The organism is Mesorhizobium sp. RCAM 05104, from assembly GCF_059683645.1.
Genome location: NZ_CM185033.1, coordinates 3,775,450 through 3,788,353, shown reverse-complemented (window position 1 = coordinate 3,788,353; position 12,904 = coordinate 3,775,450). Strand labels below are relative to the sequence as shown.

Genomic DNA, 12,904 nt, shown 5'->3' with positions numbered 1-12,904 from the left:
CCGAAACTCCTCATATGTGCATTATACACATAGTATCGGAACCAAAACGGAAAACCACCATGAAAGCCGCGATTGTCTCAAGCGCCGGGCAAACCCCTGTCTATGGCGACTTTCCGGAGCCGGTGCCGGCGGCGGGCGAAAGCCGCGTCGCGGTCACAGCCGCCGCCATCAGCCATGTCGTCAAAAGCCGCGCCTCGGGTGCTCACTACAGTTCTTCGGGCCATTTCCCCTTCATCGTCGGCATCGACGGTGTCGGCCGACTTGAGGATGGCAAAAGGGTCTATTTCGTCTTGCCCAAGACGCCCCTCGGCAGCATGGCGGAACGAACAATCGTTCCCTCGGCGCATTGCGTGGCGCTGCCCGACGATCTCGACGACGTCACCGCGGCGGCGATTGCCAATCCCGGCATGTCGTCATGGGCGGCCTATACAGAACGGGCAAAACTCAAGGCAGGTGAAACCGTGCTGATCAATGGCGCCACCGGCACGGCGGGCCGTCTCGCCGTCCAGATCGCCCGGCATCTCGGGGCGATGAAGATCATTGCCACCGGCCGCAACGCGGCAGCACTCGATGCGGTCGCTGCACTTGGGGCGGATGTGACGATACCGCTGGTCGAGGACGAAGCGGTGCTGGAGAACAGCTTCAAGCGACAATTCAGCGAGGGCGTGGATGTCGTCATCGACTATCTCTGGGGCCACAGCGCCGAGCGTCTTCTCATCGCCGCCGCCAAGGCCGGCACTGAGGCCGTGCCGATCCGCTTTGTCCAGGTCGGCTCTGTCAGCGGGTCTGACATTGCACTGCCGAGCGCCGTGCTTCGATCGTCGCCCATTACGCTGATGGGCAGCGGCATCGGCAGCATCCCACTCGATCGCATGATCGCCTGCATCGACGATTTGCTGCGCGCCACCGTGCCAGCCGGCCTCGAAATCGCGACCACATCCGTGCCGCTGGCGGATGTCGAACAGGCATGGGCCAAGGACGACAGCACACGGCGCACCGTGTTCACCATGGATGGGCGGCACGCCTGACTGGAGCCTATCTCTCCATCCGCATCCTGGGTCCCGGTGGCGGTCATATTCGCCGCCGGCCGCAATGGCTGTGCTGGCGATGATTGTCGAGAACTGTCAGCAGCGGCATTGACTTCCGGTTGCATGCAACGACATTCGACCTATATCAGATCACCTCTTTCAGGCAGCCGTTTTCAGCCATGCCCTCCATCCTCTCCATTTCCGGGGTCTCCAAGACCTACGCAACCGGCTTCACGGCGCTCAAGGAAGTCAACCTCGACATCGAGCGCGGCGAGATCTTTGCGCTGCTCGGTCCCAATGGCGCCGGCAAGACGACGCTGATCTCGATCGTCTGCGGCATCGTCAACCGGTCGACGGGCACCGTCACGGTCGATGGCCACGACATCAGCAAGGACTACCGCGCCGCGCGCAGCCTGATCGGCCTGGTGCCGCAGGAACTGACCATCGATGCTTTCGAGACCGTCTGGGCGACCGTCAACTACAGCCGTGGCCTGTTCGGCAAGCCGGCTAATCATGCCTTTGTCGAGAAGGTGCTGCGCGATCTGTCGCTGTGGGACAAGAAGGACTCCAAGGCGATCACCCTGTCGGGCGGCATGAAGCGGCGGCTGATGATCGCCAAGGCGCTGTCGCATGAGCCGCGCATCCTGTTCCTCGACGAGCCGACGGCGGGCGTCGATGTCGAACTGCGTCAGGACATGTGGGCGATGGTGCGCCGGCTGCGCGAGGATGGCGTCACCATCATCCTCACCACCCACTATATCGAAGAGGCCGAGGCGATGGCCGACCGCGTCGGCGTCATCAATCGCGGCGAGATCATCCTGGTCGAGAACAAGGCCGAACTGATGCGCAAGCTTGGCCGCAAGCGGCTGGTGCTGGAATTGCGCAGTCCGCTGACGGCCATTCCCGAGGCCTTCTCGCGCTACGCGCTGGAGCTGTCGCCTGACGGCGGGCAGCTGACCTACACCTACGACAATCAGGCCGAGCGGCCGGGCGTCGCCTCGCTGATCCGCGATCTCGAGGCTGGCGGCATCCAGTTCCGCGACATCGACACGCAAAACAGCTCGCTCGAGGAGATCTTCGTCAACCTGGTGAGGAAAGACGCATGAACCTGCGCGCGGTCTGGGCCATCTACCGGATGGAAATGGCGCGTGCCTTTCGCACCGTGCTGCAGAGCATCGTCTCGCCCGTCATCTCGACATCGCTGTATTTCGTCGTCTTCGGCTCGGCCATCGGCTCACGCATCACCGAGATCGACGGCATCAGCTACGGCGCCTTCATCGTGCCGGGATTGATCATGCTGTCACTGCTGACGCAGTCGATCTCCAACGCCTCCTTTGCCATCTACTTCCCGAAATTCGTCGGCTCGATCTACGAGTTGCTGTCGGCGCCGGTCTCCTATCTGGAGATCGTCATCGCCTATGTCGGCGGCGCGGCGACCAAGTCGATCATCCTCGGCCTGATCATCCTGGCCACCGCCTCGCTGTTCGTGCCGCTTTCGATCCAGCATCCGTTCTGGATGGTCGCCTTCCTGGTGCTGACGGCGGTGACCTTCAGCCTGTTCGGCTTCATCATCGGCATCTGGGCGAAGAGTTTCGAGCAGCTGCAGCTGGTTCCACTGCTGATCATCACGCCGCTGACCTTCCTCGGCGGCAGTTTCTATTCAATCAACATGCTGCCCGGCATCTGGCGCACGGTGACGCTGTTCAATCCGGTCGTCTACCTGATCAGCGGCTTCCGCTGGAGCTTTTTTGGCAAGTCCGACGTCTCGGTCGGCATCAGCCTCGGCATGACCGTCGTCTTCCTGCTGGTCTGCATAGCGATCGTCGCCTGGATCTTCAGGACCGGCTACCGGCTGCGCAACTGACGCGGCTTCAATGAAAAGGCTTTGGCCAGGGCCGCGCCGAGCACCTAGACCGCCTTGACCAGCCGCAGCAGTCCCAGCATCTCGACATATGTCCCCTTGCGGAAGGCGATATAGGTCGGCTCCTCGGTGCCGTGGAAGCGGCGCTTGAACGCCGCCTGGCCTTGCAGGTTGAACCTGCGGCGGTTGATCCATGGCGATTCGTAGGCGCGCTGGAAGGTGTTGCGCCAGAAATCGCTTTCGGCAAATCCGCTTGGCCGGATATCGAGCATCGGCGACAGGCCGAGGGTGACCACCGACATGCCTTGCTCGCGAAAACGGTCGACCGCGAATTTGGTCAGGCCGATCTCGGCATGCGGCGAGGCATTGATGTGCTTGCGCTTGAAGGCCGTGGTGTAGCCGATGACCTTGCCGTCTCGAAACAACGGATCGAAGTCGAGCAGGGCGATGAGTTCGCCATCGGGGCCGTGCAGCACGAAACGGCGCATGTCGATACCGAGCTGGTCGGCAAACGGGCGGTTGAGAAAGCCCATCTCCCAGCGTTTGACGATGCGGTCGCTGCGCCAGTTTTCGGAAAGCCGGGCGATCTCGTCGAGAAAGATCGTCCGCTTGTCCTCGTCGAACGAAAAGCCCTTCTTCGACAGCCAGCGCTCGGAGTAACGCACGGTTTCGTTGCGCTTCCCGGAAAAATCATGGTCGGGCAAGCTGAGGCGGGTGTCGATGCCGAGCCGATTGACCTTGTAGCCGAGGCTGGCCAGCACGCGCGCGGTTTCCTCGCCGATCTGCACGAACCACGGGCTGCCGGCGGTCTCGACGAAGCGCCTGATGTAGTCGGGCCGATGGGCCGGAGCCGCCACCGGATCGCCGAGCGCGAAATGATGCTTCATCTTGGTGCCGAAGGCGATGTAGCCGTCGGCATCGCCGAAATAAGAGAGCTTGCCTTGCACGGCGGTGGAATAGGCCAGCGAGAAATCGCCATGCCGGCGGACCAGCGCCAGGCGCTCGACATGCGTCAGATCCTGCCGCGGGACCTTGGGCGCCGCCCCCTCGAGAATTTTGTCGAAATAGATCCGCAAGGAGGGCATGGTCGAGATTCCGCGTACCGTCTGCAGCGCCGCGCACCTTGTGGACACGCAAGACACGCCGTGGCGCTTTGATTTCGCCCGTGAACTCGAAAACCGACTGCGAGTTTCGAGTTCCCGCGCTGGTGACAAGAGATCCGCCAAGCCCCCGGACCTCGAATCAATCACATTGCCGCGACCTGATTACCGTCGATGTGGCGTATGTGCCATATAGGACGCAACCGCGGCCGGCGCACGGCCCGGGAATCGCTGGCGATTCGCGATAAGGATCATGCGCAATATCAGAACGAAGCGGCGTGCCTTGCGCTTCCATGACCGAGGCGCGGCGCCGGAAGGATCGAATGAGGATTCGAGAGACAATGGCTGACACGACAATCAGACCGGTGGCGCGCCAGCCGGTGGCAGTCGAGCCGGCAATCGTCATTGGCGCCGGCGCCGCCGGACTGGCCGCCGCGCATGCGTTGATCAAGGCCGGTGTGCCGACCACGATCCTGGAGAAGGAAAGCCGGCTGGCCGAGCCCTGGCACCGGCGGCACCTCAACCTGCACCTCAACACCCATCGCGACCTATCTTCGCTACCCGGCGTCAGCTTCCCCGCCGGCACGCCGGCCTTTCCGCCCCGCACCCTCGTCATCCGCCATCTCAATGAGTTCAGCGAGACGCACGGGCTGCCGGTGCAGTTCGACGTCGCTGTCGAAGAGATCGCATTCAAGGGCGATCATTGGGCGGTGCTGACCAGCGCCGGACCGCGCCTGGCCCGCAATGTCGTCATCGCCACCGGGCGCGACAGGCAGCCCTTCGTTCCCGAATGGAGAGGAATGAAGGATTTCACCGGCCGGATCATCCATTCGGCGGATTTTGGCGAGGCGAAGGATTATGCCGGCAAAAAGGTGCTGGTCGTCGGCGCCGGCAATTCGGGCTTCGACGCGCTCAATCATCTGGCGACGGTGGACACGGCCGCGGTCTGGCTGTCGGCCCGCAACGGCCCTACCCTTCTGCCCAAGCGGATCGGCAAGATCGCCGTGCACCGGCTCTCGCCGCTCATGGCGCGCTTGCCCGTGCGGCTCGCCGATGCGGTGATCGCGGCGACGCAGCGCCTGGCTTTCGGCGACCTGACCAAATTCGGCATGCCGCCCGCGCCGTCGGGCGGCGTCACACGCCTGGCTTCGGACTACACGGCGATCGCCGCCGACGATGGCGCCGTCGACGCCATCAAGTCGGGCCGGATTGTCGTGGCGCCGGCAATACGGGAATTCACCCGCGATGGTGTGATCCTGGCCAATGGCAACCTGGTCGCTCCCGATATCGTCATTGCCGCGACAGGCTACCGCACCGGGCTGGAGCCCATGGTCGGCAAGCTGGGTGTGCTCGACAGCAAGGGCTTTCCACTTTTCAACGGCGGCGAAAGCGATCCGAAATTGCCCGGCCTCTGGTTCACCGGCATGCGGCCAAGCATCCGCGGCTGCTTCGCCAATTCCGTCATCATGGCAAAAGCGATCGCCAAGCTGATTGCCGGTTCCGCTGGCGTCTCCCGCCAAGCCGCTGCGTCACGCTGATTTCGGTTCGAGGCGGCGGCAACCAACGGTGGGCGCCCCGGTCGATTCGGGAATCCGCCTACTGCACACTGCTCGATGCACGCTCGCACGGCGCGTGCTTGACTTTTCTTGCTTTGTTATATAACATGTTATGGGTTAATGGTGAGCGAGAATGTGATGGAAGACGTCTTGCGATCTCTTGGCTTCCTGTGCCTGGGCAGCAGGTTGAAGCGGATCGGCGAGCAACTGCAGGCCGATACGCAGCGTCTGCTCGATTGCCTGGACGTTCCGGTTCAGTCCAGCCAGTACCCTCTCCTGGCCGCGCTCGACAGGCTGGGACCGTTGCCGGTCGGCGAACTGGCGCAATCTCTCGGCATCACCCAGCCAGGCGTGACGCGAAGCGTGTCGCTTCTGGCTAATCTGGGACTGGTCGAGGTCACGCAATCGGACGGCGACCAGCGGCGCAGGATGGTCTCCCTCACAAAGGGCGGTCAGAGCCTTGTCGATATTGCAAAGCGAGACGTCTGGCCGCGCATCGAGGGTGCCGTCGCGGATTTGTGCCGGGGCCTTTCGGGGCCGCTGCTCGATCAACTGGCCGCCCTCGAGGACGGTTTGGCCGCAGTCCCGCTCGATCGTCGTGTAAAAATGAGCAAGGGCGCAGCGCAATGAAGCACGTGCTCGATCGTCCCGTCTGGAGCGCGCTGGACACGCGCCATCAGGCCTTCGCGCAAGGGGACAAGTTCGCCAGGCGCTATCCGTCGTCGATCGTTCCCTTCGCGGCCACCGCCACGGACGAGGCGGAAAGCCTCCAGGCGCTCGCGAAGCTTGTTCCCCCAAACGAGAGCGTGATCATGCTTCAGGCGGACGCCATTGCCCTTCCTGTTGGGCTATCGGCGATCTCGACCGCCTTCGGCGTCCAGATGATTGCCGAGGCGCCGTTGCGGACCGTGTCGGACGAGCGCGTGCAGCCCCTGACGCAAGACGATGCAGCCGAGATGCTGGCACTGGCGTTGCTCACCAGGCCCGGTCCGTTCACGCTCGGAGCATTGAGCCTCGGCGAGTTCTGGGGTGTAAAAATCGAGGGCCGGCTGGTGGCGATGGCCGGCGAGCGCATGAAGCAGCCCGGCTATACCGAACTCAGCGGCGTGTGCTCGCATCCGGAGTTTCGCGGCGCTGGCCTCGGCCGGCTGCTGTCCCTGTTCGTGGCAAACCAGATCATGGCGCGCGGCGAGATACCGTATCTTCACGCCTATGCCACGAACGCTGCCGCCATCAAATTATACGAGTCCATCGGCTTCCGATTGCGAAGCGCAATGAACGTGGCCGTGGTTCAGCGCGCGGGGTAGGCAGCCGCCGGCTCGTGGGTCATGCCGACTTCGGCTCAAGCCGGCGGAAACCGACGGCTTCCATCAGCATGTCCTCCTCGACCATGCCGGCATTGTGCAGGGCGAGCAGGTTAAGGGCGATCTCGCGGGCCTCGGCCGAATCGGGATGCGCTTCGCGCTGCCGGCAGGCCTCGTCGAAGACGCGCTGCAGCCTGGCGATCTCGCCAGGCTTGAGCAGGCCACGGTCATAGACGGACTTCGGCATGGTGGGTCTCCTGGGCATGACCTAGGGCGCCACGTGTAAATTGCCAATCTTTCCCGAGGCTTGAATGATTTCGTGCAAAAAGGAGGGGACTTCGGTGATCCGGAGTCCCCCTTCAGATTGAAAATTGAAAAAAGGGTTCGTGTCAGACGGCGATCTTGCCGCCACCCTGTTTGGTGATCGCAACGACCGCCGGCCGCACCGGCATGTCGGGCTTGAAGTCGGGCCAGCGGGTCGACAGGTCCTCATAGTAGGACGGGCGGCCGAACGCCTCCCAGTCCTCGCCGCCGTCACCCGGATGCTGGACCGCGACGAAGGCGGTCTGATCATCAGGCGCAAACAGCGGGCCGCACATTTCGGCGCCGATCGGCACGCGGAAGAACAGTTTCGAGGTCGCCCGCGCCGCTCCTTCGGTGTCGACCGCCCACAGGCCGTCGGTGCGGCCGGTGGCTTTCGGACCCTGGCCGTCGGTGGCGACCCACAGCCGGCCGGCTGAATCGACCGCGCAATTGTCGGGCATGCCGAACCAGCCATTGGCCGTCGTCGCCGTCGAGAAGGTGGCGCCGACATCGGCCACTGCCGGATCGCCACATTTCAGCAGCACCTCCCACTTGCCCCTGGCGGCAGTGAAATCGCCGCCGTCCTCCGAGATCTCGATGATGTGACCGAAGGCGTTCGCGGCGCGCGGATTGGCGGCATCGACCTGGTCTGCCTTACGCTTCGAATTGTTGGTCAGCATGACATAGACCTTGCCGTTGACGGCATTGGGCTGGATGTCTTCGGGGCGGTCCATCTTGGTGGCGCCGAGCAGGTCGGCCGCGCGGCGCGTCTCGATCAGCACGTCGGCCTGGCTGGCAAAACCGTTCTCGGCGGTCAGCGGGCCTTGGCCGAAGACGATCGGCAGCCATTCCACCGAACCGTCCTCGGCGAATTTGGCGACATGCAGCGTGCCGTCGTCGAGCAGGTCCTTGTTGGCGGCGTGGTCGCTGGCATTGAACCGGCCGGCGGTGACGAACTTGTAGACATAGTCGAAGCGCTCGTCGTCGCCGAGATAGAAGACGACGCGGCCATCCCGGGCGACGATCGATTCGGCGCCCTCATGCTTGAAGCGACCCATCGCGGTGCGCTTCCTCGGCGTCGAGGTCGGATCGTTGACGTCGACCTCGACGATCCAGCCGAAGCGATTGGGCTCGTTCGGTTCCTTGGCGAGGTCGAAGCGGTCGTAATGCGCCGCCCATTCATAGGCGCCTTCGGGAATGCCGAGGCGCTTGTAGTTGGCGGCTTCCTTGTGGCCCTCGGGCAGTTCGCCGGAGAAATAGCCGTGGATGTTCTCCTCGGACATCACATAGGTGCCCCAGGGCGTGACGCCGCCGGCGCAATTGTTGATGGTGCCGAACACCTTGGTGCCGGACGGATCGGCATTGGTCTTGACGCGGTCATGGCCGGCGACCGGGCCGGAGAGCGCCATTTCGGTGTTGGCGGTGATGCGGCGGTTGAGCTTGCCGTCGCGCACCACCTGCCATTTGCCCGAAACCTTGCGGATCTCGACGATGGTGCCGCCATGGGCCGCCATCTCGACATCGACCTGCTCCTTGCTGAGCGGCGCCTGCTTGGCCTTGCCGTCGGCGATGGTGACGAGGCCCGGGAACATCAGATGCGGGTTGGTGTATTCGTGGTTGACCACCAGCAGGCCGTGTTCGGCCGAACCGTCGATTGGGATATAGCCGACATAGTCGTTGTTGTAGCCGAACTGTTTTGCCTGGGCCTGCGCCGACTGTTTCGTGGGATCGAATTCCGGCGAATCGGCAAACAGCGGATCGCCCCAGCGCAACAGCACATCGGCGTCATAACCGGGCGCGACATGGTGCTTGTCGTCGATGCCGGCCTCGAGTTCGTCGAACGAGAAGGCGGAGCCTTCGGCGGCACGGGCCTTGTCGGCGCTGACCAGCGCCAGCGGGCTGACGGTGGCGGCGATCGCCGAGACGGCCAGCGAACCCTTCAGGAAACCACGGCGCGAGAATCGCGCGGCGATGATCTCGCCCATGGTGCGGTTGTCGGTGGCGTTGCTGGTCGGTCCTTCGTTTTCCTCGAGCCGGCTGGTGGCGAATCGGGTGTCGGGGGAGCGATGATCAGTCATGGGGCTGGCCTCTGGCTATTGGAGTGGCTGGAGCGGGATACGAGTTTGACCGATATAGCCGGCCGATCACATTTTCGTGACACCAGCCGCCACTTTCAACCGCCCACGGCAATCCGCGATCCGCCATCCAAGCAAGAGGTCTGCTTGACGTGCCCGCTCGCTTCGGAAACAAGGTCTGCAATACACGCGGCGCGCGCCGCTTCGAGAGGGACAGGGCGTGAGTTTTTCGGGATTGCTGCAGCTCGGCTTTTCGACGGTGATCTTCCTGCTGGCGGCGACCGCCGCCAAGCAATGGGGACTGGCGCCAAGCCTGGGCAAGATCCTGCTGACGCTCGCGCTCTATTCGCTGGGCAACCTGATCATGCTGAGGCTGATCCGCGAGTTCGGCATGTCGGTGTCGTTCAGTCTCTCGGCCGTCATCCAGCTGGTCTCGGTGAATGTCGTGGCGCTGGTGTTCTTCGGCGAGCGCGTCAACGTGCTGCAGGCAACCGGTATCGTGCTCGCGGTCGCCGCCGTGGCGCTGATCACGCTCGGGCCCTATCTGCAAGCGCGATTGTAACGGCGAATAGCTGATGAAGAACGCTGCGAACGCTCTGCTCAACCGGCTCGAATTCCCGGTGCTGCTGGCCGGCCTGGTCGTCGCCGGCGGCCTGTGGGGATTCGAGGAATTGATGGAGGTGGCGCGAGCCACCACGCCGCATGCCTTCGACACCGAAATCCTGCTTGCCTTCCGTCAGGCCGGTCAGCCGGGTGTCCCGATCGGTGCTCCATGGCTGGAGGGCGCGATGCGCGACATCACCAGCCTCGGCAGCGTCAGCGTGCTTGTGCTGATCACGGCGGCGACAATCATCTACCTGCTGTTGATCCGCCGCCCGGCAACGGCGTTTCTCATCTTCGCAGCGGTGGCCGGCGGCCAGGCGCTGTCGAGCCTGCTGAAGGTCGGCGTCGACCGGCCACGACCCGAACTCGTCTCGCATCTGGTCACCGAGACCTCGCTGTCCTTTCCGAGCGGCCACGCCATGCTGTCGGCGGTGACCTATCTGACGCTCGGCTCGCTGGCGGCTCGCTTCCTGCCAGGCCGGACAACCAAGGTCTACGTGTTGTCGCTGGCGGTGCTGACGACGCTGCTGGTCGGCGTCAGCCGCATCTATCTCGGTGTCCATTGGCCGTCGGATGTGCTGGCCGGCTGGTGCGCTGGCTTCGCCTGGGCGATGCTGTGCTGGTTGGTGGCGCGGCTTCTGCAGCGACGCAAGGTGGTGGACGACGACGCCTGACCGGCAAACTCGGCGTCAGATCATCCTGTTGATGACATGCCCGCAACCTGCCAGCAGCAAGATTATCGACACCGCGCATGCCGGCGTCATGAAAGCCTTCAGGATTCTCAACGGCTTATCCCTTCGATTTGTCGATGAAACGGGGTCGCCGTCGAGTTCACGCGCCAACGACGACAATGCGACAGGCTAGCATGACAGCCGCACGCACCGCCATCTCGTCACAGCGTCATTGACCGTGGCGGGTAATCACCTGGAAATTGCGCCGGCTGGATCAGCTGGCCCGCCTCGATTGGGTCGAAGCTATTCGTGCGCCCGCGCGCAACTTCTTGGCTAACTTCCAAGCAAGCGGTGTACAGCGTCAGACATGCTTCCTTAAATCGCCGCCTCGATTGGCTCGGCAAGCTTCGGGTTGGCGCGCGCGGCGATCAGGCAGCCGGCGACGATCAGGCATGCTCCTGCCAGCGTGGTCCAGGCGGCCTGCTCGTCGAAGAAGAACCAGCCAAGCGCGATCGCCCAGATGAAGGCCGAGTATTCCGTCGGGATCAGATATTGCGCTTCGGCGCGCGCATAGGACCAGCTCATCAGGAATTGCCCGGCTAGCGACAGCACTGTCACTCCGGCGAGGGGCAGCCAGAGATTAGCCGGCAAAGCGACGGCGAGCCAGGGTGCGGCGAGACCCATTATGATGGCGACGCAAAGGTTCTGGAACAGCATGATCTCGATCGGCTTGGCCAGCTGCGCCTGTTGCCGGGCGAGGATCAGATTATAGCCGTAGAACACCGTCGAGACGAGCACCGCCGCCGTGCCAAGCAGGGCATCCTGCGAATAGCTTGCCTGGCCGAACTGGCCGGCCAGGATGATGGCGACGCCGGCGATACCGGCCAGCGATGCCCAGATCGCTTGCCGCCGGATACGTTCGCCCAGCAACAGCGCGGCGAGGAAGAGCGCGAACAAGGGCGCGACGAAGCTGAGCCCGATCGCCACCGCCAGCGGCAACCTGGCGAGACCCCAGAAGAAACAAATGAGAACCATGGCAACAATCGCGGCGCGCAGCGCATGCAGCCTCAGCACCGCAAGGGTTGGCTTCGAGCGTGGCCCCGCCGACCAGGCGGCGCCCGCGACGACAGTCGCGACCATGCTGCGCCACAGCACCGTGTTGTAGACGCCGACGGCGATAACCAGGGTCTTCATCGCCGCATCCATCCCCGACAGCAGGCAGATCGCCAGCGCGCAGACCAGCACCGGGATCATCGGGGAAACGGCGCCGCTCAGGCTGGATGTCTTCACGGCTACACTCATGGTGCAGCCGGATATCCCAGGGCGAAGGGCAGGACCAGATGGCAGTCCCGTCGATATGGAGGTCCAATGCCGATTGGGCGACGCCTTGCGAGAGTCTCGTGGGCTGATCCGGAGGCATCGCACGCATTCTCAGTCGAGCTTCAGCGCCGCCACTTCGCCCTCGTTCATCAGCGGCACATAGAGGATCGACTTGCCGTCGGTGCCGATGTCGGCGCTGCCCGGCTTGAAATGCACCACCGCTTCCGGCGCGCCGCCAGCACGATAGCGGTAGAGCGTCCCGGTCATGTAGGCGGTCGCATAGATGCTGTCGCGAAGAGCGACGACGCCATCGAGAGCGGCGAATTTCTGCGCCCCGGGCAATGGCGAAACCACCTTGCTGGCGAGATCGACCGACAGCAGCCCGCCCGGTTCGGCGGTGCTGAAGTCGGGCCTGATGCCCTCGCCCCAGGAGGCGACGATCAGCCGGTTGCCATCGGCGAAGACGCCATTGGGCGAAGCCAGCACCGCGTCCTTGACGAACAGCTCCGGCCGGTCACCGTCGACGCGGTAGATGGCGTCGGCCAGCATGTCGGTGACATAGACCTTGCCGGATTGGTCGGATGTCATGTCGTTGAGGAAGACGGCATTCGGCACCGCGATGCTGGCGACGAGCTTGCCGCTGGCCAGATCGACCACGCGAACCTTGGTGATGTCGGCGACATAGAGCTTGCCGCCCGATATCGCCATGCCCTTGGGCGCATCCATGCCGTAGGTCCAGTGCCGGGTGACCGTCTTGCCGTCCAGGGACAGCACCGACAGATAGCCGTTTCCGTCGGCTTCGCCGGGATTGCCGACGATGTTGGAGACGATGATGCGCTTGTTGGCGGCGTCGAACAGCGCCGATTCCGGTTGTTCGAGGCCGGTGGCCCGCCAGAGTTCGCCGGCCTGGGCGACTGGCGCCGTGGCCATGCCGAAGATGGCGAGAAACGCCGGGGTGATGAAGCTGTTCATGGCTGGTCTCCTGTGATGACAGCGGACAGCTATGATTTTCGATACTTTTGCGAAAGCCCGATCACTACTAGTATCGAAAGTCGATACGAAATCCGCGGCAAGAGGTGCATC

13 protein-coding genes are annotated in these 12,904 nt (G+C 63.6%); 8 read left to right on the top strand and 5 right to left on the bottom strand.

What is annotated here, in order from left to right; genetic code table 11:
• Window positions 1-59: 59 nt before the first annotated feature.
• The 3 genes from AC56QP_RS18515 (at window position 60) to AC56QP_RS18505 (ending at window position 2,892) form a co-directional block, all read left to right on the top strand.
• Window positions 60-1,028, top strand: a complete 969-nt coding sequence (locus AC56QP_RS18515; RefSeq protein ID WP_489858637.1) for a quinone oxidoreductase family protein — start codon at window positions 60-62, stop codon at window positions 1,026-1,028.
• A 179-nt stretch (window positions 1,029-1,207) separates the two neighbouring features.
• Window positions 1,208-2,134: an ABC transporter ATP-binding protein gene (locus AC56QP_RS18510; RefSeq protein WP_489858638.1), complete on the top strand. Its 927-nt coding sequence runs from the start codon at window positions 1,208-1,210 to the stop codon at window positions 2,132-2,134.
• Window positions 2,131-2,892 carry an ABC transporter permease gene (locus AC56QP_RS18505; RefSeq protein WP_269904499.1) on the top strand — a complete coding sequence of 254 codons (762 nt, stop codon included), beginning with the start codon at window positions 2,131-2,133 and terminating at the stop codon, window positions 2,890-2,892. The genes AC56QP_RS18510 and AC56QP_RS18505 overlap by 4 nt, the downstream gene beginning before the upstream one ends.
• A gap of 44 nt (window positions 2,893-2,936) precedes the next feature.
• Here AC56QP_RS18505 and AC56QP_RS18500 read toward each other — a convergent pair whose 3' ends face one another.
• Window positions 2,937-3,974, bottom strand: coding sequence for a phosphatidylglycerol lysyltransferase domain-containing protein (locus AC56QP_RS18500; protein WP_489858639.1), 1,038 nt, complete (start codon window positions 3,972-3,974; stop codon window positions 2,937-2,939).
• 356 nt (window positions 3,975-4,330) lie between these two features.
• Here AC56QP_RS18500 and AC56QP_RS18495 point away from each other — a divergent pair, with 356 nt between their 5' ends.
• The 3 genes from AC56QP_RS18495 to AC56QP_RS18485 all read left to right on the top strand — a co-directional run bounded on the left by AC56QP_RS18495 (window position 4,331) and on the right by AC56QP_RS18485 (window position 6,852).
• Window positions 4,331-5,527, top strand: a complete 1,197-nt coding sequence (locus AC56QP_RS18495; RefSeq protein ID WP_489858640.1) for a flavin-containing monooxygenase — start codon at window positions 4,331-4,333, stop codon at window positions 5,525-5,527.
• Between the two features lie 156 nt (window positions 5,528-5,683).
• Window positions 5,684-6,175: a MarR family winged helix-turn-helix transcriptional regulator gene (locus AC56QP_RS18490; protein WP_489858641.1), complete on the top strand. Its 492-nt coding sequence runs from the start codon at window positions 5,684-5,686 to the stop codon at window positions 6,173-6,175.
• Window positions 6,172-6,852, top strand: a complete 681-nt coding sequence (locus tag AC56QP_RS18485) for a GNAT family N-acetyltransferase (RefSeq protein ID WP_489858642.1) — start codon at window positions 6,172-6,174, stop codon at window positions 6,850-6,852. The genes AC56QP_RS18490 and AC56QP_RS18485 overlap by 4 nt, the downstream gene beginning before the upstream one ends.
• 19 nt (window positions 6,853-6,871) lie before the next feature.
• On the opposite strand, the gene AC56QP_RS18480 is transcribed toward AC56QP_RS18485, so the two are convergent.
• Together AC56QP_RS18480 and AC56QP_RS18475 are read right to left on the bottom strand one after the other, a co-directional pair.
• Window positions 6,872-7,096, bottom strand: coding sequence for a hypothetical protein (locus tag AC56QP_RS18480; RefSeq protein ID WP_091575851.1), 225 nt, complete (start codon window positions 7,094-7,096; stop codon window positions 6,872-6,874).
• A 142-nt stretch (window positions 7,097-7,238) separates the two neighbouring features.
• Complete coding sequence (locus tag AC56QP_RS18475) at window positions 7,239-9,230, bottom strand: PhoX family protein (protein WP_489858643.1); 1,992 nt, start codon at window positions 9,228-9,230, stop codon at window positions 7,239-7,241.
• 217 nt (window positions 9,231-9,447) lie between these two features.
• Here AC56QP_RS18475 and AC56QP_RS18470 point away from each other — a divergent pair, with 217 nt between their 5' ends.
• Together AC56QP_RS18470 and AC56QP_RS18465 are read left to right on the top strand one after the other, a co-directional pair.
• On the top strand, window positions 9,448-9,789 hold the full coding sequence (locus AC56QP_RS18470) for a hypothetical protein (RefSeq protein ID WP_091576210.1): 342 nt from the start codon (window positions 9,448-9,450) through the stop codon (window positions 9,787-9,789).
• Between the two features lie 13 nt (window positions 9,790-9,802).
• The gene (locus AC56QP_RS18465) at window positions 9,803-10,504 is read left to right on the top strand and encodes a phosphatase PAP2 family protein (RefSeq protein ID WP_489858644.1); all 702 of its coding nucleotides are present in this window, start codon (window positions 9,803-9,805) and stop codon (window positions 10,502-10,504) included.
• Window positions 10,505-10,876: 372 nt separating this feature from the next.
• Here AC56QP_RS18465 and AC56QP_RS18460 read toward each other — a convergent pair whose 3' ends face one another.
• Together AC56QP_RS18460 and AC56QP_RS18455 are read right to left on the bottom strand one after the other, a co-directional pair.
• Window positions 10,877-11,803 (bottom strand): DMT family transporter, encoded by a 927-nt coding sequence (locus AC56QP_RS18460; protein ID WP_489858645.1) that lies wholly within the window; start codon window positions 11,801-11,803, stop codon window positions 10,877-10,879.
• Window positions 11,804-11,932: 129 nt separating this feature from the next.
• Window positions 11,933-12,793 (bottom strand): SMP-30/gluconolactonase/LRE family protein, encoded by an 861-nt coding sequence (locus tag AC56QP_RS18455; RefSeq protein ID WP_489858646.1) that lies wholly within the window; start codon window positions 12,791-12,793, stop codon window positions 11,933-11,935.
• Between the last annotated feature and the right edge of the window lie 111 nt (window positions 12,794-12,904).